The organism is Aquabacterium sp., assembly GCF_049274795.1.
Classification (GTDB): domain Bacteria; phylum Pseudomonadota; class Gammaproteobacteria; order Burkholderiales; family Burkholderiaceae_C; genus Aquabacterium.
Map to the genome: position 1 here is coordinate 95,771 of NZ_JBASTH010000120.1, position 26,077 is coordinate 121,847.

General features: G+C 66.6%; 16 protein-coding genes and 1 pseudogene. 8 read left to right on the top strand and 9 right to left on the bottom strand.

Going from position 1 to position 26,077, the window contains the following annotated elements:
• Positions 1-151 precede the first annotated feature (151 nt).
• From WAQ08_RS19915 to zapE, 5 genes are all read left to right on the top strand, one after another.
• Positions 152-3,010 carry a 2-oxoglutarate dehydrogenase E1 component gene (locus WAQ08_RS19915; protein ID WP_422194307.1) on the top strand — a complete coding sequence of 953 codons (2,859 nt, stop codon included), beginning with the start codon at positions 152-154 and terminating at the stop codon, positions 3,008-3,010.
• 115 nt (positions 3,011-3,125) lie between these two features.
• The gene (gene odhB / locus WAQ08_RS19920) at positions 3,126-4,406 is read left to right on the top strand and encodes a 2-oxoglutarate dehydrogenase complex dihydrolipoyllysine-residue succinyltransferase (RefSeq protein ID WP_422194102.1); all 1,281 of its coding nucleotides are present in this window, start codon (positions 3,126-3,128) and stop codon (positions 4,404-4,406) included.
• A 114-nt stretch (positions 4,407-4,520) separates the two neighbouring features.
• Complete coding sequence (locus WAQ08_RS19925; protein WP_422194103.1) at positions 4,521-4,868, top strand: PspC domain-containing protein; 348 nt, start codon at positions 4,521-4,523, stop codon at positions 4,866-4,868.
• A 57-nt stretch (positions 4,869-4,925) separates the two neighbouring features.
• Complete coding sequence (gene lpdA / locus WAQ08_RS19930; protein ID WP_422194105.1) at positions 4,926-6,356, top strand: dihydrolipoyl dehydrogenase; 1,431 nt, start codon at positions 4,926-4,928, stop codon at positions 6,354-6,356.
• Positions 6,357-6,462: 106 nt separating this feature from the next.
• Complete coding sequence (gene zapE / locus WAQ08_RS19935; RefSeq protein WP_422194107.1) at positions 6,463-7,575, top strand: cell division protein ZapE; 1,113 nt, start codon at positions 6,463-6,465, stop codon at positions 7,573-7,575.
• A 32-nt stretch (positions 7,576-7,607) separates the two neighbouring features.
• On the opposite strand, the gene WAQ08_RS19940 is transcribed toward zapE, so the two are convergent.
• Positions 7,608-8,375 carry a PP2C family protein-serine/threonine phosphatase gene (locus WAQ08_RS19940; RefSeq protein WP_422194108.1) on the bottom strand — a complete coding sequence of 256 codons (768 nt, stop codon included), beginning with the start codon at positions 8,373-8,375 and terminating at the stop codon, positions 7,608-7,610.
• Positions 8,376-8,494: 119 nt separating this feature from the next.
• On the opposite strand from WAQ08_RS19940, the gene WAQ08_RS19945 reads away from it, so the two are divergent.
• Positions 8,495-8,698, top strand: coding sequence for a YdcH family protein (locus tag WAQ08_RS19945; protein ID WP_422194109.1), 204 nt, complete (start codon positions 8,495-8,497; stop codon positions 8,696-8,698).
• A gap of 129 nt (positions 8,699-8,827) precedes the next feature.
• Here the strand turns inward: WAQ08_RS19945 and WAQ08_RS19950 are convergent, their stop codons facing one another.
• Both WAQ08_RS19950 and map read right to left on the bottom strand, forming a co-directional pair.
• Complete coding sequence (locus WAQ08_RS19950) at positions 8,828-11,419, bottom strand: [protein-PII] uridylyltransferase (RefSeq protein WP_422194110.1); 2,592 nt, start codon at positions 11,417-11,419, stop codon at positions 8,828-8,830.
• An 82-nt stretch (positions 11,420-11,501) separates the two neighbouring features.
• Positions 11,502-12,314 (bottom strand): type I methionyl aminopeptidase, encoded by an 813-nt coding sequence (gene map / locus WAQ08_RS19955; protein WP_422194111.1) that lies wholly within the window; start codon positions 12,312-12,314, stop codon positions 11,502-11,504.
• Between the two features lie 253 nt (positions 12,315-12,567).
• Between map and purL the strand changes: the two genes are divergently transcribed.
• On the top strand, positions 12,568-16,626 hold the full coding sequence (gene purL / locus WAQ08_RS19960) for a phosphoribosylformylglycinamidine synthase (RefSeq protein WP_422194113.1): 4,059 nt from the start codon (positions 12,568-12,570) through the stop codon (positions 16,624-16,626).
• A 46-nt stretch (positions 16,627-16,672) separates the two neighbouring features.
• Here the strand turns inward: purL and WAQ08_RS19965 are convergent, their stop codons facing one another.
• The 3 genes from WAQ08_RS19965 to WAQ08_RS19975 are packed head-to-tail and all read right to left on the bottom strand — an operon-like array spanning position 16,673 to position 19,486.
• Entirely contained in the window at positions 16,673-18,184 is a 1,512-nt protein-coding gene (locus tag WAQ08_RS19965) for a hypothetical protein (protein ID WP_422194115.1), read from the bottom strand.
• Between the two features lie 16 nt (positions 18,185-18,200).
• Positions 18,201-18,515, bottom strand: a complete 315-nt coding sequence (locus tag WAQ08_RS19970; protein ID WP_422194117.1) for a DUF2322 family protein — start codon at positions 18,513-18,515, stop codon at positions 18,201-18,203.
• A 32-nt stretch (positions 18,516-18,547) separates the two neighbouring features.
• Positions 18,548-19,486, bottom strand: coding sequence for a UDP-2,3-diacylglucosamine diphosphatase (locus WAQ08_RS19975; RefSeq protein WP_422194119.1), 939 nt, complete (start codon positions 19,484-19,486; stop codon positions 18,548-18,550).
• Positions 19,487-19,685: 199 nt separating this feature from the next.
• On the opposite strand from WAQ08_RS19975, the gene WAQ08_RS19980 reads away from it, so the two are divergent.
• Positions 19,686-20,759 carry a DMT family transporter gene (locus WAQ08_RS19980; RefSeq protein ID WP_422194121.1) on the top strand — a complete coding sequence of 358 codons (1,074 nt, stop codon included), beginning with the start codon at positions 19,686-19,688 and terminating at the stop codon, positions 20,757-20,759.
• A 38-nt stretch (positions 20,760-20,797) separates the two neighbouring features.
• On the opposite strand, the gene ybiB is transcribed toward WAQ08_RS19980, so the two are convergent.
• From ybiB to WAQ08_RS19995, 3 genes and pseudogenes are all read right to left on the bottom strand, one after another.
• Entirely contained in the window at positions 20,798-21,745 is a 948-nt protein-coding gene (ybiB, locus tag WAQ08_RS19985) for a DNA-binding protein YbiB (RefSeq protein WP_422194123.1), read from the bottom strand.
• 43 nt (positions 21,746-21,788) lie between these two features.
• Positions 21,789-24,629 (bottom strand): molybdopterin-dependent oxidoreductase, encoded by a 2,841-nt coding sequence (locus tag WAQ08_RS19990; RefSeq protein ID WP_422194125.1) that lies wholly within the window; start codon positions 24,627-24,629, stop codon positions 21,789-21,791.
• A gap of 64 nt (positions 24,630-24,693) precedes the next feature.
• A pseudogene (locus WAQ08_RS19995) lies at positions 24,694-25,896 on the bottom strand (NAD(P)/FAD-dependent oxidoreductase); the annotation flags it as partial.
• Positions 25,897-26,077: the final 181 nt, after the last annotated feature.

A 26,077-nucleotide genomic window follows, 5' to 3' on the forward strand; every position in this document is an offset into this window, starting at 1 on the left:
AGCGGTTTTTACGACCCTTCCCGTCGCCCTTGCTGGAGATTCCTTCAGAAGTCAGCAAGGCGGGTCGCAATCCGCCAACCGGTCAAGCCGTGTCGCGGAAGGTTTCTCAACCAGCCAATGTCCTGGGATACCCAGGAGTGAGGTGAGCGAAATGATGCAGCAGTTCAGGTCGAACTCGTACCTGTTCGGGGGCAACGCCCCTTATGTCGAAGAGTTGTACGAGGCCTACCTCGACAACCCCGGTTCGGTGCCAGACAACTGGCGCGCCTACTTCGACGCCCTCCAGAACGTTCCTGCCGCCGATGGCACCGATCACCGCGATGTGGCCCATGCGCCCGTGGTTGAATCGTTCGCCCAGCGTGCCAAGGCCAACGCCTTCATGGTCAAGACCAGCAGCGCTGATCTGGCCGTGGCGCGCAAGCAGGTCCACGTTCAATCGCTTATCGCCGCTTACCGCTTCCTCGGCTCCCGCTGGGCGGACCTCGATCCGCTCAAGCGCCAGGAACGCCCCAAGATCCCTCAGCTCGAGCCTGCGTTCTACGACCTGACCGAGTCCGACATGGACATCACGTTCAGCGCGACGAACACGTACTTCACGAAGGCCGAGCAGATGACCCTGCGCGAGATTGTGCAGGCCCTGCGTGAAACGTACTGCGGCAGCATCGGCGCCGAGTACATGCACATCACCGATCCGGACGAGAAGAAGTGGTGGCAGGAGAAGCTCGAAAGCATCCGCTCCAAGCCCACCTTCAGTGCCGAGAAGAAGAAGAACATCCTGGAACGCCTGACGGCCGCCGAAGGCCTCGAGCGTTTCCTGCACACCAAGTACGTCGGCCAGAAGCGCTTCTCGCTCGAAGGCGGCGAAAGCTTCATCGCCTCGATGGATGAACTCATCCAGCGCGGCGGCGAAAAGGGCGTTCAAGAGATCGTGATCGGCATGGCCCACCGCGGCCGCCTGAACGTGCTGGTCAACACCCTGGGCAAGGAACCGAAAGACCTGTTCCAGGAGTTCGAGCACACCGCCCCCGAGAACCTGCCGTCCGGCGACGTGAAGTACCACCAGGGCTTCTCGAGCGACGTGACGACCGACGGCGGCCCTGTCCACTTGTCGCTGTCGTTCAACCCCTCGCACCTTGAGATCGTCAACCCGGTGATCGAAGGCTCGGTGAAGGCCCGCCTGGATCGCCGTGGCGACAAGGAAGGCGACCAGGTCCTGCCCGTGCAGGTGCACGGCGACGCCGCCTTCGCAGGCCAGGGCGTCGTGATGGAGACGCTGGCACTGGCCCAGACCCGTGGTTACTACACGGGCGGCACGGTCCACATCGTCATCAACAACCAGATCGGCTTCACCACCTCCGACCCGCGTGACAGCCGCTCGACGCTGTACTGCACGGACGTGGTCAAGATGATCGAAGCGCCGGTGCTGCACGTCAACGGCGATGATGCCGAAGCCGTGGTGCTGTCCACGCAACTCGCGCTGGACTACCGCCAGGAGTTCAACAAGGACGTCGTCGTCGACATCGTCTGTTTCCGCAAGCTGGGCCACAACGAGCAGGACACGCCGTCCATGACCCAGCCGCTGATGTACAAGAAGATCGCGGCCCACCCCGGCACCCGCAAGGTGTACGCCGATCGTCTGGTGGCCGGTGGCACGCTGGCACCGGAAGTGCCTGACCAGATGGTCAAGGACTACCGTGCCGCGATGGAAGCCGGCAAGCACACGGTCGATCCGGTGCTGACCAACTACAAGAGCAAGTACGCGGTGGACTGGACGCCCTACCTGGGCAAGAAGTGGACCGACAGCGCCGACACCGCGCTGCCCCTGGCCGAGTTCCGCCGTCTGGCCGAGCGCATCACCACCATCCCGGCTGATTTCAAGCCGCACCCACTGGTGCAGAAGGTGGTCGATGACCGCGCTGCCATGGGCCGCGGCGACATCAACGTCGACTGGGGCATGGGCGAGCACATGGCATTTGCCTCGCTGGTGGCCTCGGGCTACCCGGTGCGCCTGTCCGGTGAGGATTGCGGCCGTGGCACCTTTACCCACCGCCACTCGGTGCTGCACGATCAGAACCGCGAGAAGTGGGACACCGGTACCTACATCCCGCTGCAGCACGTGGCCGACAACCAGGCTCCGTACGTCGTCATCGACTCCATCCTGTCTGAAGAGGCGGTGCTGGGCTTCGAATACGGCTATGCCAGCGCCGACCCGAACACCCTGGTGATTTGGGAAGCCCAGTTCGGCGACTTCGCCAACGGCGCCCAGGTGGTGATCGACCAGTTCATCGCCTCCGGCGAAGTGAAGTGGGGCCGCTCCAACGGCCTGACCTTGATGCTGCCGCACGGCTACGAAGGCCAGGGCCCCGAGCACAGCTCGGCCCGCTTGGAGCGCTTCATGCAGCTGGCCGCCGACAACAACATGCAGATCGTGCAGCCGACCTCGGCCAGCCAGATCTTCCATGTGCTGCGTCGCCAGATGGTGCGCATGTTCCGCAAGCCGCTGGTCATCATGACCCCCAAGTCGCTGCTGCGCAACAAGGACGCCACCTCGCCGCTGACCGAGTTCACGCGCGGCGAGTTCCGCACCGTGATCCCCGAGGTCGACGAGACCATCGACGCCAGCAAGGTCAAGCGCGTGGTGTGCTGCTCGGGCAAGGTCTATTACGACCTGGTCAAGAAGCGTGCCGAGAAGAAGGCGCTTGATACGGCCATCATCCGTGTCGAGCAGCTGTACCCCTTCCCGCACAAGGCGTTCTCCACCGAGACTAAGAAGTACCCGAACCTGAGCGAGCTGGTGTGGTGCCAAGACGAACCTCAGAACCAGGGCGCATGGTTCTTCGTGCAGCACTACATCCACGAGAACATGGCCGATGGCCAGAAGCTGGGCTACGCGGGCCGTCCCGCCTCCGCCTCGCCGGCCGTGGGTTATTCGCACTTGCACCAGGAACAGCAAAAAGCCCTGCTGGACCAGGCGTTCGCCAAGCTCAAGGGCTTCGTCCTCACCAAATAACAGGTTTATGGCGATCACCGTGTGACGCCATCACCTGTCGGCCTGTGCACGGCTCCATGACGAGCGGCCAGGCCGGGTGAGGCGAGCCACGCGGAGATCCCGCGGAGAACACATCATGGCAATCATCGAAGTCAAAGTCCCCCAGCTGTCCGAGTCCGTGGCCGAAGCCACCCTGCTGCAGTGGAAGAAGCGTCCCGGCGAAGCCGTGGCCGCCGATGAAATCATCATCGAAATCGAAACCGACAAGGTCGTGCTGGAAGTACCCGCACCGGCCGCCGGCGTGATGGCCCAGCTCGTCAAGAACGACGGCGACACGGTCACCAGCGACGAAGTCATCGCCCGCATCGACACCGAAGGCCAGGAGGCCATCAGCCCGCTGCCGGTCAAGGCCATCGAGGCGCCCGCCGCAGCGCCGGCACCTGCTGCTGCAGCCCCGGCCGCTGGCGGCAGCAAGAGCGATGTGGCCATGCCCGCCGCTGCCAAGCTGCTGGCCGACAACAACCTGACCGCTGCCCAAGTGAGCGGCACGGGCAAGGATGGCCGCGTCACCAAGGGCGACGTGCTGGCCACGCTGGCCTCGGGTGCGCCCGCTGCCAAGCCTGCCGCTGCTGCACCGGCAGCCGTCATCCCCACCGGCGTGCCGACCACTTCGCTGCCGTCCGTGCAGGCGCCTGCCGGCACCGCCAACCTGGCTGATCGCCCCGAGCAGCGCGTGCCGATGAGCCGCCTGCGTGCCCGCGTGGCCGAGCGTCTGCTGCAGTCGCAGGCCACCAACGCCATCCTGACCACGTTCAACGAAGTGAACATGGCCCCGGTGATGGAGATGCGCAAGAAGTTCCAGGAGAAGTTCGAGAAGGAACACGGCGTCAAGCTGGGCTTCATGAGCTTCTTCGTGAAGGCCGCGGTGCATGCGCTCAAGAAGTACCCGGTCATCAACGCCTCGGTCGATGGCAACGACATCGTCTACCACGGCTACTTCGACATCGGCGTGGCCGTGGGCTCGCCGCGTGGCCTGGTGGTGCCGGTGCTGCGCAACGTCGACCAGATGACCTTCGCCGAGATCGAGAAAAAGATCGCCGAGTTCGGCGTGAAGGCCCGCGACGGCAAGCTCGGTTTGGAAGAGCTGACCGGCGGCACCTTCTCCATCTCCAACGGCGGCGTGTTCGGCTCGATGCTGTCCACCCCGATCATCAACCCGCCTCAATCGGCCATCCTGGGCGTGCACGCCACCAAGGACCGCGCCGTGGTCGAGAACGGTCAGATCGTGATCCGCCCGATCAACTACCTGGCCATGTCCTACGACCACCGCATCATCGACGGCCGCGAAGCCGTACTGGGCCTGGTCGCCATGAAAGAAGCCCTGGAAGATCCGGCCCGCCTGCTGTTCGACATCTGATCGAACGGCCGACCCAGTTGACCCCCGTTTGCACTGTTTTGCGGCCGGGCGGGCCTCACAAGGGCTCGCTCGGACCTGCAAAACGGCTGCAAGCCTCCCTACAAGGAGCACGCCATGTCACTTGCCGATGAACTCGAACGCCTGGCCGCGCTGCAAGAGCGCGGCGTGCTGAGCGCGGAAGAGTTCCAGCAAGCCAAGGCGCGCCTGATCGCTTCCAGCCATGCGCCTCAGGGCGCGGCCCCTGGCGCCGGCGTTCCCGAGCATGTCGGGGCCGCCGTGCAGCGCCTGCGCCGCTCGACCGAGGATCGCTGGCTGGGCGGCATCTGCGGGGGCATCGCGCGGCTCACGGGGATCGAGTCCTGGGTCTGGCGGCTGGCCTTCACGCTGCTGTTCCTGTTCTGGGGCGCGGGCCTCCTGATTTACGTTCTGCTGTGGATCTTCGTGCCTGAAGACGGCCAGTGACAACATCACTGAGCACGCCTGCCGAAGCCACGCAACCAACCTGACGCACACCACACCATGTCCGACAATCAATTCGACGTCATCGTCATCGGCGCGGGCCCCGGCGGCTACATCGCCGCCATCCGCGCAGCCCAACTGGGCTTCAAGGTTGCCTGTATCGACGAATGGAAGAACAGCAAGGGCGGCCCGGCGCCCGGCGGCACCTGCACCAACGTCGGCTGTATCCCCTCGAAGGCGCTGCTGCAGTCGTCCGAGTACTACGACCACGCCAGCCACCACTTCGCCGAGCACGGCATCGGTGTGCAGAGCCTGAGCCTGGACATCGCCAAGATGATCGGCCGCAAGGACACGGTGGTCAAACAGAACAACGACGGCATCCTGTTCCTGTTCAAGAAGAACAAGGTGAGCTTCTTCCACGGCCGTGGTGCCTTCACGAAGGCGGCTGATGGCGGCTACCAGATCGACGTGACCGGCGACAAGCCCGCCACGCTGACCGGCAAGCACATCATCATCGCCACGGGCTCGAACGCCCGCGCATTGCCCGGTGCACCTTTCGACGAGAAGCAGATCCTGTCCAACGACGGCGCGCTGGCCATCGGCGAAGTGCCCAAGAAGCTGGGCGTGATCGGCTCTGGCGTGATCGGCCTGGAGATGGGTTCGGTGTGGCGCCGCCTGGGTGCTGAAGTGACCATCCTCGAAGCGCTGCCGACCTTCCTGGCCGCTGTCGATGAACAGGTCGCCAAGGAAGCTCAGAAGGTGCTGACCAAGCAGGGCCTCAAGCTCCAGCTGGGCGTGAAGATCAGCGAGGTCAAGGCCGCCAAGAAGGGCGTGACCGTGACTTATGCGGATGCCGCCGGCGCCGAGCAGAAGCTCGAAGTGGACAAGCTGATCATCTCGATCGGCCGCACCGCCAACACCAACGGCCTGGGCGCCGAGGCCGTAGGGCTGAAGCTCGACGAACGCGGTGCCATCGTGGTGGACGACGACTGCAAGACCAACCTGCCCAATGTGTGGGCGGTGGGCGATGTGGTGCGCGGCCCCATGCTGGCACACAAGGCAGAAGAAGAGGGCGTGGCGGTGGCCGAGCGCATCGCGGGCCAGCACGGCCACGTCAACTTCAACACGATTCCCTGGGTGATCTACACCAGCCCGGAGATCGCCTGGGTCGGCAAAACCGAACAGGCGCTGAAAGCGGAAGGGCGGCCCTACAAGGCTGGCTCCTTCCCCTTCATTGCCAACGGGCGCGCACGTGCTCTTGGCGATACCACCGGCTTCGTGAAGTTCATTGCAGACGCCAAGACGGACGAGATCCTGGGTGTGCACATCATCGGCCCGATGGCCAGCGAACTGATCTCCGAGGCCGTGGTGGCCATGGAGTTCAAGGCCAGCGCCGAGGACATCGCCCGCATCTGCCACGCCCACCCCAGCCTGAGCGAGGCGACCAAGGAAGCCGCGCTCGCGGTGGACAAGCGCACCTTAAACTTCTGATCTTTCGCCCCGCGCTGGGCGAGCATCGGCAAGGGGCGGCCTGGCTGCCCCTTTTCTTTGTGCCCCGCCTTCTGCGACTGTTGCGGCGACCGCTGTCCGAACCTTCATGCCTGATTACACCATCTCCGTCACCGAGCTCTACAAGAAAAGCCTCGCGGAGCGTGGCTACAAGGCGGACGAGGCCCAGTTGCTCGGCATCGCGGCGCTGCAGCGCTGCCAGGATGAATGGGCCGGCTACAAGGCCCAGCGCTCCAACGCGCTGACCAAGATGCTGCGCTACCCGCCCTTGCCCAAGGGCGTGTACATGTACGGCGGGGTGGGGCGCGGCAAGAGCTTCATCATGGACTGCTTCTTCCAGGCGGTGCCGCTGGAGCGCAAGACGCGCCTGCACTTCCACGAGTTCATGCGCGAGGTGCACCGCCAACTGCATGAACTCAAGGGCGTGACCGACCCGCTGGAGGTGCTGGCCAAGCGCATGTCGCGCAAGCACCGCCTGATCTGCTTCGATGAGTTCCACGTGGCCGACGTGACGGACGCGATGATCCTGCACCGCCTGCTGGACGCGATGTTCCGCCACCGCATGAGCATTGTCACGACCTCGAACTTCCACCCGGACGGGCTCTATCCGAACGGTCTGCACCGTGACCGCATCCTGCCGGCCATTGAGCTGCTCAAGAGCCACCTTGAGGTGATCAACGTGGACAGCGGCAACGACTACCGCCGCCGCACGCTCGAGCTGGCCAACCTGTACCTGACGCCGCTGGACGAGCACGCCCATGCGCGCATGACCGAGGTGTTCGACAAGCTGGCTGAGACCGCCGACCAGGATCCCTCTCTGAGCATCGAGCACCGCGTGCTCAAGGCCAAGCGCCGCGCTGGGGGGGTGGTCTGGTTCGATTTCAACACGCTATGCGGTGGCCCGCGCTCACAGAACGACTACCTCGAACTGGCCACGCAGTTCCACACCATCTTGCTGAGCGACGTGCCGCAGATGCCGATCCGCCTGGCCTCGGAGGCGCGGCGCTTCACCTGGCTGGTGGATGTGCTGTACGACCGGCGCTGCAAGCTGGTGATCTCGGCGGCGGTGCCGCCCGAGCAGCTCTACATGGAAGGCCCGCTGGCGCACGAGTTCCCACGCACGGTCTCGCGCCTGAACGAAATGCAGTCCAAGGAATACCTGAGCGAAGAGCGCCGGGTTGTGGACACCTCGCTGACCTGAGCCGCGAGGCCTGGGGCTTGAGGCCTGAGTAATCAGGCCCCGGCTTCGACGCGCACCAGCGCAACCGACAGGTTATCGCCACCGCCACGGGCGCGGTGACGTGCCTTGCTCACCAGCATCTCGGCCGCCTCGCGCGGAGGCAGCGTCTGCACGATGGCGCCCAGTTCGCGCGGGCTGAAGTAATGCCACATGCCGTCGCTGCAGGCCATCAGCGTGTCGCCGACCTGCAGTTGGTCGATCTGGTGCGTGGCCAGTGGCGGATCGGCCTGGGTGCCCAGGCAGCCCGTCAGCAGGTTGGACTGCGGGTGGGTATTGGCTTCTTCTTCGGTGATCTGGCCTTCGTTGATCAGGCGCTGCACGAAGGAGTGGTCCTGCGTGCGGAACAGCAACTCGGATTCACGGAAGTGGTAGATGCGCGAATCACCGGCGTGCACGGTGGTGGCGCTGCGGTCGGGGTTCACGATGAAGGCGGCCAGCGTGCTGTGCGGCTCTTCCTCGAAGGCGATGGCCGTCAGCTTGATCATCAGGTGGGCCTCCTGGACCATCTGCTGCAGCGAGGCCCCCGAATCATCCTTGGCGGGGATGTAGCGCTCGAAGATCTGGCGCGCGGTCAGGATCACCTGGTCCGCCGCCTTTCGGCCGCCGCTCTTGCCGCCCATGCCATCGGCTACCACCGCCATCAGGCATCCGGAGACGCGGGGGTGGGGGAGGATCTCGACCTGGTCTTGTTGATACAGCCGATCGCCACGGTGCAGGCCGGTGGCCGCCACAAGACGATAGCTGGAAGCTGGGGTGCTCATGGGGAAAACTATAATGCCGTTTGGTCCCCTCTTGGCCAGTGAGAGGGGGCGGTATCCCCCTAGAGTGGGACCCTCCGGCAGCCTTTTGGTGGCCATCCGGTGGTCTTTTGGCACCTCTGATGCAAGAAAACCTGCATTCTCCCCAGCGTCTACTGATCGAATTGCGCATCGAGCACGCCGATCTCAACAGCCTGATCGACCGTGCCGGCCAGCAGCAGCCGATCGATGAATTGGCCTTGCGCCGCCTCAAAAAGCGGCGTTTGATGCTGCGCGACCAGATCGCTCAGCTCGAGGCCCTGCTGGATCCCAAAGAGCCGGCCTGAGCCTTTCATGGTCTGCCCAGGCTTGCCCATGCCGTGCAGGCAGGGCGCTGACAAATCTTTACCGACTGCTGGAAACCCTGTGTCGTTGTAATGACGCGTCAGCCTTGGGCTGTAAGGTTGCCTGGGGGATCAGGCGGCCAGGGCTTCGAGCAGTTCGGTTTCCACCGCCAGTTGGACCTTGTCCTGGCGCAGGGTGGGGCCGGTGAGCAGGAAGGTGTCTTCCACACGCTCGCCCAGCGTGTCGATCTTGGCCAGTTGCAGGTTGATCTGATGACGGGCTAGCACGCGCGCGATGGCGTAGAGCAGGCCGGAGCGGTCGCTGGCCGAGATGGACAGCAGCCAGCGCTGGCCGCGTTCGTCCGGGCGCAGGCTGATGCGCGGGCGGATCGGGAAGGATTTGACCCGGCGCGACAGGCGGCCCTTGAGCGGATCGTGCAGTGGTGCGTCGGAGGACAGGGCCTCGGCCAGTTGCGTCTCCACCAATGCGATCAGGTCGCGGTAGTGCACGCCTTCATGGCGCGCGTTGGGACCGGCAATGATCTGGAAGGTATCCAGCGCGTAGCCCGTGTTGGTGGTGTGCACGCGCGCATCCTGGATGTTGAAGCCGGCGCGGTCGAAGTAGCCGCAGATGCGTGCGAACAGGTCGGGCTGGTCGGGCGAGTACACCAGCACTTGCAAGCCTTCGCCCACGGGTGACAGGCGGGCACGCACCAGTGGCTGCGGCGTGTTTTCGTAGCGGGAAATGGAGCGTGCGTGCCAGGCGATGTCGGCCGGGTCGTGGCGCGCGAAGTAGCCCACGTCCAGCGTTTTCCACAGCGCCACTTCGATGTCGGCGGGCAGCGAGCGCAGCGCCAGCGACTTGCGGGCCTGCTGCTTGCGCGATTCGATCTCGGCATCCATGTGAGGGCGCGAGCCGCCCAGGGCGCGCAGGGTGAGCTTGAAGAGGTCTTCGAGCAGCTTGCCCTTCCAGGCGTTCCAGACCTTGGGGCTGGTGCCGCGGATGTCGGCCACGGTGAGCAGGTACAGCGCGGTGAGCGTGCGCTCGTTGCCAACGCGGCGGGCGAAGGACTGGATCACGTCGGGGTCGGACAGGTCTTCCTTCTGGGCCACGCGGGACATGGTCAGGTGCTCGGACACCAGGTACTCGATCAGCTTGGCGTCGTCGCCGGTGATGCCGTGGTTCTTGCAGAAGCGGCGCACCTCGACGGCACCCAGCTCGGAGTGATCTCCCCCCCGGCCCTTGGCCACGTCGTGGAACAGTGCAGCGACATACAGCACCCAAGGCTTGTCCCATTGCGAGGCCAGTTGCGTGCAGAAGGGGTACTCGTGCGCATGCTCGGGGATGAAGTAGCGGCGCACGTTGCGCACCACCATCAGAATGTGCTGGTCGACCGTGTAGACATGGAACAGGTCGTGTTGCATCTGGCCGACGATGCGGCGGAACACCCACAGGTAGCGGCCCAGCACGCTGGTCTGGTTCATCAGGCGCAGGATGCGCGTCTGGCCGTGGCGCTCCTGGAGGATGTCCATGAACGCGGCGTGATTGACTGGGTCGTTGCGGAAGGACGCGTCCATCAGGCCGCGAGCGTTGTAGAGCGCGCGCAGGGTGCGGGCCGACAGGCCCTTGACGGTGTCCTCGCGCTGCAGGACCAGGAAGGTGCGCAGGATGGCGTGGCGGTCCTTCTGGTAGAGGTCGTCGCTGGCGACTTCGAGCAGGCCGCCGCGGTCGAGGAACTGCTCGTCGATCACGTGCATGGGCGCGTCCTGCGAGCCGGTGATGCGCTCCTCGATGTTGAGGATCAGGATCTGGCTGAGCTGCGTGACGGCCTTGGCCGCCCAGTAGTAGCGGCGCATCAGCACTTCGCTGGCGCGCAGGGCCGTGGTGTTCTTGTAGCCGAAGCTTTCGGCGACCGAGCTCTGCAGGTCGAAGACCAGGCGGTCTTCACGGCGGCTGGCGATCACGTGCAGGCGGGCGCGGATCAGCTTGAGCAGGCCTTCGTTGGCCTGCAACTGGCGGGCTTCGAAGGGGGTGAGCAGGCCGTTGCGGGCAAGCTCCTGCCAGGTGCGGCCCAGACCGGCGGCGCGGGCCAGCCAGATCACCACCTGCAGGTCACGCAGGCCACCTGGGCTTTCCTTGCAGTTGGGCTCCAGGGCGTAGGGCGTGTCTTCGTGTTTGGTGTGCCGCTGGCGCATCTCCAGCATCTTGGCGCGCACGAATGTGGCCACGTCCATCTGGGCCGTTGTGGCCTTGACCAGGGCATTGAAGCAGGGGCGCGCACCACACAGCAGGCGCGATTCGAGCAGGGCGGTCTGCACGGTGATGTCGCGGCCGGCTTCTTCCACGCATTCCTCGACGGTGCGCACGGAGGAGCCGATCTCCAGGCCGATGTCCCAGCAGGCGCTGATGAAGGCCTCGATCGCCGGGGCGATGTCGTCGGCACCCGTTTCCGAGGGCGAGGTGGGCATCAGCAGCAGCACGTCGATGTCGGAGTGCGGGAACAACTCGCCGCGCCCGTAGCCGCCCACGGCCACCAGCGCCGCGCCCTTGGGCATGCCGCATCCATCCCACAGCTGGCCCAGGGTGCTGTCCACCAGGCGGGCCATGTGGGAGAGCAGGGCCCGCGCCGATGCGGCGGTGGGCCGGCTGTCGGCGAACTGCTTGAGCAACTCGGCCTTGTCCGCTTTGAATTGCGATCGGATGGCGGCGATGTCCAGGGGCATGGCGTGTGCGCTGTACTGCGGGCGGGCGCGGGGCCTCGGGCCAAAACGAAGGCCCCGGGCGGTGTGCCTCGGGGCCGGTGGATCAGGTCTTGGTGGCGGTGACGAAGTCGGGCAGCGGCGGGCTGCCATCGGACAGGGTCAGCACCTCGTAGCCGGTCTCGGTGACCAGCACGGTGTGCTCCCATTGGGCGGACAGGGAGCGGTCTTTCGTGACGATGGTCCAGCCGTCGCCCAGGGCCTTGATGTCCTTCTTGCCGGCGTTGACCATGGGCTCGATGGTGAAGATCATGCCGGGCTTGAGCTCTTCCATGGTGCCGGGGCGGCCGTAGTGCAGCACCTGGGGCTCTTCATGGAATTTCTGGCCGATGCCGTGGCCGCAGAACTCGCGCACCACCGAAAAGCCCTGGTTCTCGACGAAGGTCTGGATGGCGTGGCCGATGTCGCCCAGACGGATGCCGGGCTTGACCTTGACGATGCCTTTCCACATGGCGTCGTAGGTGAGGGTGCACAGGCGCTTGGCGGCGATGGAGCCTTCGCCCACCACGAACATGCGGCTGGTGTCGCCGTGCCAGCCATCCTTGATGACAGTGATGTCCAGGTTGACGATGTCACCCGTTTTGAGGGCGCGGTCGTTCGGGATGCCGTGGCAGATCTGGTGGTTGACCGACGCACAGATCGACTTTGGGTAGGGCGTGTGGCCGCCCGGCGCGTAGTTCAGCGGGGCGGGGATGGTGCCTTGCATCTGCACCATGTAGTCGTGGGCCAGCTTGTCCAGGGCCTCGGTGGTGATGCCGGGCTTCACGTGGGGGGTGAGGTAGTCCAGCACCTCTGACGCCAGGCGTCCGGCGATGCGCATGGCGTCGAGTTCGGCGCCTGTTTTGATCGTGATGCTCATGGGGGCATGATTATCCGGGTTTCAGGGGGTGATGGCGCTCCCTGAGGGGCTGTTTCCGGTCGGATTTCCAGGGCATGAACGCCAACGGGTGTCCCGTGATGAGGCACCGCCCGCACACGCGGGGGCACGATGGGACACTTTCGGCGGCCGGGGCCCGGTAAAATCCCGGTTTCCCCCAAAACGCTCCCCGGTATGCCCTGGCCAGCCCGTCATCGTCGGCGTGGCGGCGCTTTTCGTCCCGGGGGGCAGCCCCATGTCCGCACAAGGCCTACTTGCCGTGACCGACCGCACCTCCACACTGATGCACTTCGAGGGCGGCAACGCCCTGGCCCCTCACCAGGCGCAGGCGCTGCTGCCCCGGCTGCAGGCCATCAACCCCAAGATCGTCGGCGTGCATGCGCGCCACGTGCACTGGGTGGCGGCGGACCAGGCCCTGGGCCAGGCCGAGGTGGACAAGCTGGCCGCGCTGCTGACCTACGGTGATCCGTACGAAGGCGCGACCGAAGGTGACCTGATCGTGGTGGCGCCGCGGCTGGGTACCGTGTCGCCCTGGGCCTCCAAGGCCACCGACATCGCCCACAACTGCGGCCTGCCGATCCGCCGCGTCGAGCGCGTGACCGAGTTTCGCCTGACGCTCAAGGCCGGCCTGATCGGCACATTGACCGGCGGCGCCAAGCCCTTGACCGAGCAGGAACTGCAGGCCGCAGCCGCCTTGCTGCACGACCGCATGACCGAAAGCGTGCTGCCTGGTCGCGACGAAGCCCGCCGCCTGTTCGACGACAAGCAGGGCGTGGCCATGGAGCGGGTGGACGTCCTGGGCCGTGGCCGTGCAGCGCTGGACGAGGCCAACGTGACCTTCGGTCTGGCCTTGTCGGACGACGAGATCGAGTACCTGGTCAACGCCTTCACCGGCCTCGAGCGCAACCCGACTGACGTCGAACTGACCATGTTCGCGCAGGCCAACAGCGAACACTGCCGCCACAAAATCTTCAACGCCCAGTTCACCATCGACGGGCAGGCGCAGGATCTGTCGATGTTCGGCATGATCCGCAACACCGAGAAGCTCAGCCCCCAGCACACCGTGGTGGCCTACAGCGACAACGCCTCGGTGATGGAAGGCCACGCCATCGAGCGCTGGGCGCCCACGGGCTTCACCAACGCGCCGGCCTATGGCCCGCGTGATGAGACCGCCCATGTGCTGATGAAGGTGGAGACGCACAACCACCCGACGGCGATCTCGCCCTTCCCTGGGGCCTCCACCGGTTCGGGCGGCGAGATTCGCGACGAAGGCGCCACGGGCCGTGGCTCGCGCCCCAAGTCGGGCCTGACGGGCTTCTCGGTGTCCAACCTGCACCTGCCGGGCACCGATGAGCCCTGGGAGGCCGCACCGGTCGGCAAGCCCGAGCACATCGCCAGCGCGCTGCAGATCATGATCGAAGGCCCGCTGGGCGGCGCCGCGTTCAACAACGAGTTCGGCCGTTCGAACCTGACGGGCTACTTCCGCGTGTTCGAGCAGACGGTGGGCAAGGGCGCAGGCGCCATCCGCCGTGGCTACCACAAGCCCATCATGATCGCCGGTGGCATCGGCACCATCAGCGATGCGCAAACCAAGAAGATCCAGTTCGACGCCGGCACCTTGCTGATCCAACTGGGCGGCCCGGGCATGCGCATCGGCATGGCCGGCGCGGCGGCCTCGTCGATGGCGGCGGGCACCAACTCGGCCGCGCTGGATTTCGACTCCGTGCAGCGCGGCAACCCCGAGATCCAGCGCCGTGCGCAAGAGGTGATTAACCACTGCTGGCTGCTGGGTGCGAACAACCCCATCCTGGCCATCCACGATGTGGGCGCGGGCGGCATCTCCAACGCATTCCCCGAGTTGGTCGATGGCGCTGGCAAGGGCGCGCGTTTTGACCTGAGCAAGGTGCCGCTGGAGGAGTCCGGCATGGCGGCCAAGGAAATCTGGTGCAACGAGAGCCAGGAGCGCTATGTGCTGGCCATCGCGCCCGAGAGCCTGCCCATCTTCCAGGCTATGTGCGAGCGTGAGCGCTGCCCGTTTGGCGTGATCGGCGTGGCCACCGAGGCCGCTGAGCTGATCCTGGCGGATGAAAGCAAGCCGGGCAGCGACAAGCCCGTGGACATGCCCATGGACGTGCTGCTGGGCAAGCCGCCCAAGATGCACCGCGTGGTCGAGCGCGTGCGGTGGGATGGCGGCCAAATCGACCTGACCGGCGTGCTGCTGGACAAGGTCGCCTTCGATGTGCTGCGCCACCCGACCGTGGCCAGCAAGCGCTTCCTGATCACCATCGGCGACCGCACCGTGGGCGGCCTGAACCACCGCGACCAGATGGTCGGCCCGTGGCAGGTGCCCGTGGCCGACGTGGCCGTGACCCTGGCGGACTACAAAGGCTTCGCTGGCGAGGCGATGTCCATGGGCGAGCGCACGCCGCTGGCCTCGGTCAACGCGCCCGCCTCCGGCCGCATGGCCGTGGGCGAGGCCATCACCAACCTGCTGGCCGCACCGATCGAGCTGCCGCGCGTGAAGCTGTCGGCCAACTGGATGGCGGCCTGCGGCGAGAAGGGCGAAGACGCGGCGCTGTACGACACGGTCAAGGCCGTGGGCATGGACCTGTGCCCGGCGCTGGGCATCTCCATCCCCGTGGGCAAGGATTCGCTGTCCATGCGCACCAAGTGGGCCGATGAAGGGGCCACCAAGCAGGTCACGGCGCCCGTGTCGTTGATCGTGACGGCGTTTGCCTCGATCGACGACGTGCGCGGCACGCTGACGCCCCAACTGATCACTGGCGAGAACGGCCAGGTGCTGGACAGCACGCTGATCCTCGTCGACCTGGGCGAAGGCCGCAACCGCATGGGCGGCTCGATGCTGGCCCAGGTGCTGAACCAGTTCGGCAATGAGGTGCCTGATGTCGACAACCCCGAGGCGCTGAAGTCGGCGGTGAACGCCGTGAACGCCCTGCGCGCGCAAGGCAAGCTGCTGGCCTACCACGACCGTGGGGACGGCGGCCTGTGGGCCACCGTGGCTGAGATGGCCTTCGCGGGCCACACTGGTGTCAGCCTGAACGTGGACATGCTGGTCACCGAAGGCGACGGTATAAGCGACAGCCGCGCCGAGATGGGCGATTCGAAGAACTGGGCCAGCCAGGTCAGCGAGCGCCGCAATGAGCTGACACTCAAGGCGCTGTTCAGCGAAGAGCTGGGCCTGGTGCTGCAGGTGCGCACCGCCGAGCGCGACGACGTGCTGCGCACGCTGCGCGAGCACGGCCTGTCCCGCCACAGCCACGTGATCGGCAAGCCCAACACCAAGGGCGTGGTCGAGGTGTGGCGCGACACCAAGGCGGTGTTCAGCGCCCCGCTGGAGCAGTTGCACAAGACCTGGGACGACGTGAGCTGGCGCATCGCCCAACTGCGCGACAACCCGGCCTGCGCCGACAGCGAGCACGCGCAGATCGGCGTCGAGAACGACCCTGGCATGCACGTGCACCTGACCTTCGATCCGAAGGAGGACGTGTCCGCGCCCTTCATCGGCAAGGCACGCCCGAAGGTGGCCATCCTGCGTGAGCAGGGCGTGAACTCGCACGTCGAGATGTCCTACGCCATGCACCTGGGTGGCTTCGAGACGTACGACGTGCACATGAGCGATCTGCTGGGTGGTCGTGCTCGCCTGGAGCAGTTCCAGGGTTTCATCGCCTGCGGTGGCTTCAGCTACGGCGACACGCTGGGTGCTGGCGAAGGCTGGGCCCGCTCGATCATGTTCAACCCTCAATTGGCCGAGCAGTTCGCCGCTTTCTTCGGGCGCACGGACACCTTCGCCCTGGGCATCTGCAACGGCTGCCAGATGCTGGCGGCGCTGAGCCCGATCATCCCGGGCGCGCAGGACTGGCCCAAGTTCACGCACAACCAGAGCACGCGTTTCGAGGCCCGCCTGAGCCAGGTCGAGGTGCTGGACAGCCCTTCAATCTTCTTCCAGGGCATGGCCGGCAGCCGTTTGCCGATCGCGGTGGCGCATGGCGAAGGTTTCGCCGACTTCTCGCAGCGCGGCAACGAGGCTGCGGTGAAGCGCGCGCTGCGCTTCGTGGACAACCACGGTGCCGTGACCGAGACCTACCCGTTCAACCCCAACGGCAGCCCGGACGGGCTGACGGCAGTGACCACGGCCGACGGCCGCTTCACGGCCATGATGCCGCACCCGGAGCGCGTGTTCCGCAACTTGCAGATGAGTTGGACCAGTGGCGACAAGGGCGATCACAGCCCCTGGCTGCGCCTGTTCCGCAACGCCCGCAAGTGGGTGGGGTGATCGATCCGCTGCTGGATGGGCAAGGGCGCCTCAACGGCGCCCTTTTTCATGCTGTCGCAGCAGGCGGATGAGTCGAAGGAGGCGCAGGCGGCATCCCCAGCCTGAGCACGGTCGCCATGCGTTCGGCCGTGTCCTGCGATTGGGCACCCCCTTGCAGTACGGTGCCATCGTTCAGACGAAGCCGCAGCCCGCAGGCAGGCTTGCGTCGATGGCCAAGCCGCCAGCGCCAGGGGGTCTTGCCGGGCGGGGTGAGTTCTACTTCGACCACATCGGTGCGGTGCCAGGCGCCGCGTGGCAAGGTGTGCTGACCGTCCACATGGAAGGCCACCAGCCGGCGGTTGCTCAGGATCAGCCACAGATCGCCCTCGGGGGCTGACAGCTCGATGGTGTCGCGCACGCTCTCCTGCTCCAGCTGTACGGCCTGCCAGGCGGGGTTCTCGTCCAGCCAGCGCAGTGCGCGCTCGTTGGTGTGTTCTTCCGGTGCGTTGGCCGCGGGGCGGCGAAGCAGGGTGCCGGCCAGGCCCAGCATCAGCAGCAAAGACAGCGCGGCCCCGCCGGCCCAGGCCCACTGGGCACGGCGCAGGCGCTCCCGGGCCTGGAAGGCCTGCTCCAGCCAGCGCTGTACCGTCATGTCGCCGAAATCGCCCAGGCCGCGGCGGTCCACGTCGAAACGCAGCAGGCGCAGTTCGAGGTTCTCCAGCACCAGCAGGGTCTCGCCGACCCAGGCCAGGTCGCGGGGCTGCCCCTTGGGGCCGATGTCCTGGCCGATCTCCATGCCGTCGGGCCATTCGTAGGTGACAAGGCCGGTCGGGCCGTCGGGCTCCAGGCGGATCAGGGTGGCCACGGGTGCGTGAACGTCGATGCCGGCGCGCGGGTGCTCCACGCCATGCACGGTGTGGCGTGTGGCGACCTTGGTCGAGAGCTGCACGGCCTGCTTGACCGCCAGGGTGTTGCCGCTCAGGCGCAGCAACTGGTGCTGGCCGGCGTCCGTGACCCACAGCTCGCCATCGTCCCACCACAGGCTGGTGGGCAGGGCCAGGGCCCGGGGATCGGTGCGTGCCAGCAGGGCGCCTTGCGCATCGAACAGCAGCACGCCGCGCGCTGCGCCTTGCGCGATGGCGATGCGGCCATCAGGGGCGACAGCCAGATCCGCTGTTCGGGTGTCGAAAGAAGTCTTCAGGTCGGCGGGCCACTGCAGGGCGATGCGGCGCTGCAGACGCCCGGTGTTCGTGTCCAGCACGGCCACCTCGGGCAGGCCGGGGGTCAGGGCGTAGAGGGATTGTGAAGCGACGGTGGCCAGCCGGTGGGGCGCGGAGGGCAGCCCCGTGTCGCGGGCAGACACACGGGTCTGCGGGTGCCCGCGGGCATCCAGGTGCCATAGCTCCTGGTTGACCGACAGCCAGACGGAGCGATCAGGCAGCACCGCCAGCGCCGTGAAGCCTGGTGTGGCGGCGCGTTGCTGGTGGGTTTGCCAAGCCATCCAGGCGCTGGCGAGCCCCAGGGCCAGCAAGGCGGTGAGCCCCAGGGCCAGGGCGAGCCTGGCTGCAATGCGCGGCATGGGCCTCACGAAAGACTTACTGGGGTTGCAGGGCCACCGTCAGTTCGGTGCCCGAGGCCAGCAGGTCGATCAGGCGATCAATGTTGGGGTGCTTGCCCGGGTTGGTGCGGGCATCAGCGGTGTGCTCGGCGTAGATGTCCAGGCCTTCCTGGGCGGCCGCGGCGTTGATGCGGCCATGGCGCTCGGCCAGCGCTGCGTACACGGCCAGCGAGCCGGCCTGGCCGGGCTTGTTCTCGATGGTGGCGACCACAGCGCCCTGGGCATCGATCAGTTGCAGCGAGGCCAGGTGGGCGGCGGAGGGCAGTTGTTTGAGGTTGTCGGAAAATGCCATGAGCGGGCGTTCGGATTCTTGGAAATGGAATCCTATTGTGCCGCAGCGGTCGCCTTGCTCGTCTTGGTCTGCGCCTGGGCTTGAACTTGGGTTTGGGCCTGTGTCAGTTCGGCCGCCCAATCCAGGATTTCCAGCCGGCCGTCAGCATGTTCCACCAGGGCCGTGAGGCTCTCCACCCAGTCGCCATCGTTGCAGTAGAGCACGCCGCCGATGTCGCGCATCTCGGCGTGGTGGATGTGGCCGCAGACCACGCCCTGGGCGCCGCGCTTGTGGGTCTCGCGGGCCAGCGCTTCCTCGAAATCGTTGACGTAGCTGACCGCGCGCTTGACCTTGAGCTTGAGGTAGCGCGAGAGCGACCAGTAGGGCAGCCCCATGCGCGCGCGCCAGGAGTTGAGGTGCCGGTTCAGGCGCAGCACGAACTCGTAGGCCGAATCGCCCACATAGGCCAGCCAGCGGGCGCACTGGATCACGCCGTCGTACAGATCGCCATGGGTGATCCACAGCAGGCGCCCATCGGCGGTGGTGTGCAGCCATTCCTCGGCCACTTCGATGCCACCGAAGTTGTGGCCCAGGTACTTGCGGCCGAACTCGTCGTGGTTGCCGGGGATGAAGATCACGCGCGTGCCCTTGCGCGCCTTGCGCAGCAGCTTCTGGATGACATCGTTGTGCGCCTGAGGCCAGTACCAACTGCGGCGCAGTTGCCAGCCATCGACGATGTCGCCCACCAGGTAGAGCGTGTCGCACTCGACGTGTTTGAGGAAGTCGAGCAGGGCGTGGGCCTGGCAGCCGGGCGTGCCCAGGTGCACGTCGGAGATCCAGACCGTGCGCACATGCCGTGCCCTCGGTGCGCCGGGATCGTCGTCGTGCGGCGTGTTGTCCGCCGACAGTGCACCCTGCCAGGGCAGGTGGCCGGTGCCGGGCGTGGCGGACCTGAGGGCCCGCATCAGCGGAGAGGTGGACCAGGGGCGCATGCCTGCATGATGGGCATCGCCCGTGACGGATTTGCGACGCGCGCGTGACGTTGCGTTGACGGTCGTTGCAGGACGTTTCGATCCGACGGGCGGAACGCGTTGCGCGGCCGCTGCGCAAGGGGCGTCTCCAGCCGTGACATTGCACCGCCCGCATGGCCCTGGGCGGGCGTGCCGGGGCGATGTCCGCTACGCTCGCGGGATGCAAGCAATCTTCGGGCGGCGCCTGTCGCTCTCCAGCCTGGGGCCCATGGGGCAGGGCGTGGCGATGGCGGCCCTCGGGGCAATCGCGTTCTCCGGCAAGGCCATCGTGGCCAAGCTGATGTACCAGCTGGGCGCGGATGCCGTCTCGGCCGTGGGCCTGCGCATGGCCATGGCTTTCCCGCTGTTCCTGTGGATGGCCTGGTGGTCCGGGCGTGTGCTTGCGCCCGATGGCCAGCCCGCCAGGCCGATGAGCCGCCGGCAATGGTGGCAGGTGGCAGGGCTGGGTTTCACGGGCTACTACCTGGCCAGCACCTTCGATTTCCTGGGCCTGCAGTACATCAGCGCCAGCCTGGAGCGGGCGATCTTGTACCTCAACCCGACCATCGTGCTGCTGTTTTCGGCGCTGTGGTACCGGCGGCGCATCAGCCCGGCGCAGATCCTGGCGGTGGGGCTGGCCTATGCCGGTGTGGCCGTGGTGTGGCTGCACGATTGGGATGCGGCGCAGTTGCTGTCCAGCCAGGTGGGGGGCGCCAGCGGCATGGAGGCCGTTCGTGCCGTCACGCTGGGCTCTTTGCTGGTGCTGGGCAGTGCCATCTCCTACGCCGTGTACCTGATGGGCAGTGGCCAGTTGGTGCAGACGCTGGGCTCGCTGCGCCTGGTGGGGCATGCGTCCTGTGTGGCCTGCGTGCTGTGCCTTCTGCAGTGGGGCGTGGTGAGCTGGTGGACCGAGGGGCGCGTGGGCGGTGTCTCAGCCCTGCCATGGCAGGCCTATGGGCTGTCGGCCATCAATGCCGTGGCCTGCACGGTGCTGCCGGTGTGGCTGGTGATGCGCGGTGTGCAGTTGCTGGGCGCGTCGCTGGCGGCGCAGGTGGGCATGGTCGGCCCCTTGTCCACGATCTGGATGGCGGCCTGGTGGCTGGATGAGCCCGTCACCGGGCGGCTGATCCTGGGCACGGCGGCCATCCTGGGCGGGATCGTGATCCTGACGAAGGCCAGCAAGGCTGCTGGTGGCATGAAACCACCGCCCAAGCCGGCTGAGCCCGGGGCATCTGGCGTCGGAACGGCTGAGTGAGCTGGTTGAGGGGGTGGCAAGCCACCCAGCAGCCACTGTCAGGATGCCGTTTGGGGGGCTTCTCGCAGAACCTGTGCCAGGCACTCTGCCTGCGTGGCGATGGCATTGGGCAGCGGTAGCTCCCCATGCAGCACGGCCTGGATGTAGGCGGCAGTTGTGGCCGCATCACGGGATTCGGGCAGCGCGGGCAGTTCGGTCAGCACGCCTTCGACGGGCGCGCGGCTGAGTGCAGCGTTGCGCTCGCCACGCACGAACACCTCAAACCTGGGCTGCCGGCGCGCATCGGCCACGGGCTCTCCCTCGGTGCCGCGCATCAGCAGGGCCGTGGCCTGGGTGTGGCCCAGGTAGGCGGTGAGCGAGTGAGCGTACTCAGGGTGGGTGTGGTTGACCACGCGCACGCTGGGCACGGCAGCCGGCCAGGGTGAGAGCAGCTTGGCCACGGTGTGGCCCGGGTTGCGCAGGCCGATCGTCCAGCGCACGTCCAGCAGCTTGGCTAATGGCGGGCACAGCGTGGCGATGTCGATGAAGGCTGGGCGTTGCGCTTGCCAGGCCTGGGCCACCTCGTCTGCGGTGGTGGCCAGTGGCAGACCCAGGGCTTGGAAAACCTCGGCCGTGGTCACACGGGTGGGATCCTTCGCGGGGCCGTGCACCAGCACCGCGGTGCCTGCGTGTGCCAGATGGCAGGCCAGCAGCGCCGTCAGGTTGGGCAGCTTGCGCGCGCCGTTGTAGGAGGGCAGCACCACCACGCCACCGGCCGGCGGCGCGGGCAGGGGCAGGCAGCGGGCGAGGGTGGACTGCACGAAGCCGTCCAGCTCTTGCTCTGTTTCGCCTTTGATGCGCATGGCCAGCGCGAAGGCGCCGATTTCCAGATCGGTGACCTTGTTGTCCAGAACCTGGTCCAGCAGGTCACGGGCCTGGTCCGTGTCCAGTGGCCGGGCGCCGTCCTTGCCCCGGCCGATCACCTTGATGTAGGCAGCGATGCTCATGCAGGCATTGTCGCAGCCCGCACGAGCATCCCGAAGGCCCGACTCAGGCCGGGGTGAGCGCAGGATGCAGCTTGATGATCCTGCGCAACTCCGGCACGCACGATCCGCAGTTGGTGCCGCACTTGAGCTGGCCTTGCAGCTGCGCCAGGCGATCGTCAGGGCTGCCCGTGCAATTGCTCAGCGCCTCGACGATGGCGGGCTCGGTCACGTTGAAGCAGGTGCACACCTGGCGGCCCTTGCTCTGCACGGCCACCGGTGGCGTGGCCCCGGGTGAGAGCAGGGCGCGGCCGTAGGCGTCGGCGGTCAGCTCTTCCTGCAGCAGCGGGCGTACCCAGGCCTCGGCGCTCACATCGCCCGCCAGAAGGAAGGCTTCGAGCTTGAGGCCTTCGTCGGATCGACGCAGGTGCATGGCCCGGTGCTGGCCCTGGGCGCGGTCGTGGTAGCGCAGCACGTCGGCGCCTTCGACGCCCAGCAGGGCCTCCAACTGGCCCAGCACGGCGTCATCGATGGGCGAGACCGCAGCGGCCCGGAACAGCACCCCGACCATGCCGCGCTCATGAGGCTCGCGCCCGAAGGGCACGCAACTGGCAAAGGCGAACTGGCCCATCAGCGGCTTGATGGCCTCACGCACGGCCAGGGCGCGGTCTTCCGACATCCAGGCCACGCCCAGCACGTGCCAAGGCAGCTCGGCGGGCTCGATGCTGACGGCTGCGTTCTTGAGTTCGGGCTGCTTGGATTTCGGGCAGAACGCTGGCGAGGTCAGCGCATTCACGCCCGTGATGAGCTGGCCTTGCGCATCGCGGCCGCTCAGGAACTCCTCGCCCCAGTGCATGGCGATGAAGGACTGCGTGGGGGCGATGGCGTCGCTCGGCTGTGCGGGCAGCACAGCACTGCCCCGGCGGGAGGCCACGCGCACCAGATCACCAGCCTGCAGACCCAGGCGCTGCATGTCGGCAGGGTTCAGGTCGATGCCGGGCTCGCTGACGTGGCCGAACAGGCGCCCCAAGGTGCCGGTGCGGCTCATGCCATGCCATTGATCGCGCAGCCGGCCGGTATTGAGCGCGAAGGGGTGTTCGTCATCGCAGGGCTCTGCCACGGGCTCGTACGGCGCGGCGGCAAAACGCGCCTTGCCGTCCGCCGTGGGGAACACGCCATCCTCGTACAGGCGGGCGCGGCCCTGGGGGCTGCCCTCGGGCATGGGCCACTGTTGGGGGCCTTGGGTTTCCAGGATCTCGTAGCTCAGGCCGGTGATGTCCAGGTCTCGGCCACGGGTGGATTCGCGGTGCTCGTTCCAGACAGACTGCGGAGTGTCGTAAGGGAAGAGCGTGTCCATGCCGTCGCGCCAGCCGGCGGTGCGCTCGGGCAGGCGCTGCTCCAGGCGGCGCCCCAGGTCCGCGAAGATGGACCAATCGTGCCGGGCCTGGCCGGTGGCCGGGATGGCGCCGCGCACGCGGGTGATGCGGCGCTCGCTGTTGGTCACGGTGCCGTCCTTCTCGCCCCAGGTGGTGGCGGGCAGCAGCAGGTCGGCGTAGGCGCATGTGGCGGTGGTGGCAAAGGCCTCCTGTACCACGACCAGCTCGGCCATTTCCAGCGCCTTGCGCACGGTGGCCTGGTCCGGCAGGGATTGGGCCGGGTTGGTGCAGGCGATCCACAAGGCCTTGATCTCGCCCCGCGCGGCAGCCTCGAACATCTCGACGGCCGTCTTGCCGGGCTGGGCTGGCACATCGGACACGCCCCACAGACGGGCCACTTCGGCGCGGTGCTCGGCATTGCCCAGATCCCGGTGGGCGCTGAGCAGGTTGGCCATGCCGCCCACCTCGCGGCCACCCATCGCGTTGGGCTGGCCCGTGAGCGAGAAGGGGCCTGCGCCCGGCTTGCCGATCTGGCCTGTGGCCAGGTGCAGGTTGATCAGCGTGGCGTTCTTGTCGGTGCCGCGGCTGCTCTGGTTCAGGCCCTGGCAGTACAGCGACAGCGTGGGCGTGTGCCCGCCGAACCAGCGCGCAGCCTGCACCACGTCATCGGCTGGCACACCGCAGAGCGCAGTCACGGCCTGAGGGGTGAACTCGGCCACCAGGGCTTGCAGGGCCTCGAAGCCCTGCGTGTTGCGCGCCACATAGCCCATGTCCACCAGGCCTTCGGCCAGCATCACGTGCAGCAGGCCGTGGAACAGGGCCACGTCAGTGCCGGGCCGGATCGGCAGGAACAGGTCGGCCATCTCGGCCGTTTCCGTCTTGCGCGGGTCGGCCACGATCAGCTTCATCGCTGGGTTGGCGCGGCGCGCATCTTCGATGCGGCGGAACAGGATGGGGTGGGCATAGGCCGTGTTGGCCCCCACGATGAACAGCGTCTGTGCGTGCTTGAAATCGTCGTAGCAGGCGGGGGGCGCATCCACGCCCAGCGTGACCTTGTAGCCGGCCACGGCGCTGCTCATGCACAGGCGCGAATTGGTGTCCAGATTGTTGGTGCCCACCAGGCCTTTCACGAGCTTGTTGAGCACGTAATAGTCTTCGGTGAGCAACTGGCCTGAGCCATAGAAGCCCACGGCATCCGGGCCATGGCGGCGGATGATGTCCGCCAGCTTGTCGGCGCCGCTGTCCAGGGCTTCGTCCCAGCCGATGGGCTGGGGTTGTGCGCCGCGTGATGGCCGCTGCATCGGCTCCAGCAGGCGTGTCTGGGTTTGCACATTGGTGGCGGCTGTCAGGTGCAGCGTGCTGCCCTTGGTGCACAGGCGGCCGAAGTTGGCCGGGTGATCGGGGTCACCCTGTACGTTGGTGATGCGGCCGGCAGTGCTTTCGATCAGCACGCCGCAGCCGGTACCGCAGTAGGGGCAAGTGGCGCGCGTGGTCGTCGTGGCCGCCGTCACGATGGGGATGGTGATGCTCATGGCGGCTCCTTCAGGCGATGAGCGGAGCCAGGGTGTCGGCGCTTGAGACCTCCTCGGGCGCGGGCTCACCGAACATCAGGCGGTCACGTGATCGCTTGATGCAGGTGCCTTCTCGGATCAACCTGAAGTAGTAGCTGCCGTCCAGCGTGTCGCCATACAGGCAGGCGCCCACCAGCTTGTCGCCCTTGATCACCAGCTTCTTGTAGACGCCGCCGAAGGGGTCCGACAGCACGATCTCCTCGGTGCCTTCGCCGCCCATGAAATCACCGGCAGAGAACAGGTCGATGCCCGTGACCTTGAGCTTGGTCGATACCTGCGAGCCCACGTAGCGGCCGATGCCGAGCAGCGCGAGGTGGTTCGCGCATACCTTGCCCTGCTCGAACAGCGGGGCGACCAGGCCATAGGCGATGCCGCGGTGCGAGGCGCATTCACCCACGGCGTACACGCGCGGGTCGGTCACGGTCTGCATGGTGTCGCTCACGACGATGCCGCGGTTGCAGTGCAGCCCGATCTGCTCGGCCAGGGCCGTGTTGGGGCGCACCCCCGCGGCCATCACCACCAGATCGGCCAGCACCTCGGTGCCATTCTTGAACCGCACGGCCTTGACTCGGCCTTGCGCGTCGCCGACAAGCTCCTGCGTATGCGCGCCGATGCGGAACGCCAGCCCGCGCTCTTCCAGCGAGCGTTGCAGCAGCCGCGCCGAGATCTGGTCGAGCTGGCGATCCAGCAGCCATGGCGCAATGTGCACCACGGTCACCTGCATGCCGCGCTGCACCAGGCCGTTGGCCGCTTCCAGGCCCAGCAGGCCGCCGCCGATCACCACCGCGTGCCTGTGCGTCTTAGCGGTCTCGATCATGTAGTTGGTATCGGCGATGTCGCGGTAGGCGATCACGCCGGCCAGTGCATGGCCGGGCACCGGCAGCACGAAGGGGTTGGAGCCCGTGGCCAGCAGCAGCCGGTCGTAATGAGCCTCGGTGCCGTCTTCCGCCACCACCAGGCGCCGGGTGCGATCGATGCGCACGACCTTCTTGTTCAGGTGCAGCGTGATGCCATGGTCGGCATACCACTGCACCGGATTGAGAATGATCTCGTCGATCGTCTGCTCGCCCGCCAGCACGGGCGAGAGCATGATCCGGTTGTAGTTGGGGTGCGGCTCTGCACCGAACACGGTGATCTCGTAGAGATCGGGCGCGACCTTCAACAGCTCTTCCAGTGTGCGGACACCGGCCATGCCGTTGCCCACCATCACCAGTTTCATCTTCTTCATGCCTTGAGGCTCCGTCAGCGGACTATAGGAATCGTTGTATCGCGCACGAAGCAATTTGAAGGCCAGCATTGCGGACACGCACCGCCCTGGGGCCGCCCGCCTGGCTATGCCAGGAATGGGGTCTTCGGGCAGATTTCTTGCGTAACCACTGCACGTAGACATGAGATTTGCACCAACGTCG

What these genes read in the sequence shown, in the direction of transcription:
- WAQ08_RS19915 (WP_422194307.1), top strand. Translation starts at nt 152, where the DNA reads ATGATGCAGCAGTTCAGGTCGAACTCGTACCTGTTCGGGGGCAACGCC.
- odhB (WP_422194102.1), top strand. Translation starts at nt 3,126, where the DNA reads ATGGCAATCATCGAAGTCAAAGTCCCCCAGCTGTCCGAGTCCGTGGCC.
- WAQ08_RS19925 (WP_422194103.1), top strand. Translation starts at nt 4,521, where the DNA reads ATGTCACTTGCCGATGAACTCGAACGCCTGGCCGCGCTGCAAGAGCGC.
- lpdA (WP_422194105.1), top strand. Translation starts at nt 4,926, where the DNA reads ATGTCCGACAATCAATTCGACGTCATCGTCATCGGCGCGGGCCCCGGC.
- zapE (WP_422194107.1), top strand. Translation starts at nt 6,463, where the DNA reads ATGCCTGATTACACCATCTCCGTCACCGAGCTCTACAAGAAAAGCCTC.
- WAQ08_RS19940 (WP_422194108.1), bottom strand. Translation starts at nt 8,375, where the DNA reads ATGAGCACCCCAGCTTCCAGCTATCGTCTTGTGGCGGCCACCGGCCTG.
- WAQ08_RS19945 (WP_422194109.1), top strand. Translation starts at nt 8,495, where the DNA reads ATGCAAGAAAACCTGCATTCTCCCCAGCGTCTACTGATCGAATTGCGC.
- WAQ08_RS19950 (WP_422194110.1), bottom strand. Translation starts at nt 11,419, where the DNA reads ATGCCCCTGGACATCGCCGCCATCCGATCGCAATTCAAAGCGGACAAG.
- map (WP_422194111.1), bottom strand. Translation starts at nt 12,314, where the DNA reads ATGAGCATCACGATCAAAACAGGCGCCGAACTCGACGCCATGCGCATC.
- purL (WP_422194113.1), top strand. Translation starts at nt 12,568, where the DNA reads ATGTCCGCACAAGGCCTACTTGCCGTGACCGACCGCACCTCCACACTG.
- WAQ08_RS19965 (WP_422194115.1), bottom strand. Translation starts at nt 18,184, where the DNA reads ATGCCGCGCATTGCAGCCAGGCTCGCCCTGGCCCTGGGGCTCACCGCC.
- WAQ08_RS19970 (WP_422194117.1), bottom strand. Translation starts at nt 18,515, where the DNA reads ATGGCATTTTCCGACAACCTCAAACAACTGCCCTCCGCCGCCCACCTG.
- WAQ08_RS19975 (WP_422194119.1), bottom strand. Translation starts at nt 19,486, where the DNA reads ATGCGCCCCTGGTCCACCTCTCCGCTGATGCGGGCCCTCAGGTCCGCC.
- WAQ08_RS19980 (WP_422194121.1), top strand. Translation starts at nt 19,686, where the DNA reads ATGCAAGCAATCTTCGGGCGGCGCCTGTCGCTCTCCAGCCTGGGGCCC.
- ybiB (WP_422194123.1), bottom strand. Translation starts at nt 21,745, where the DNA reads ATGAGCATCGCTGCCTACATCAAGGTGATCGGCCGGGGCAAGGACGGC.
- WAQ08_RS19990 (WP_422194125.1), bottom strand. Translation starts at nt 24,629, where the DNA reads ATGAGCATCACCATCCCCATCGTGACGGCGGCCACGACGACCACGCGC.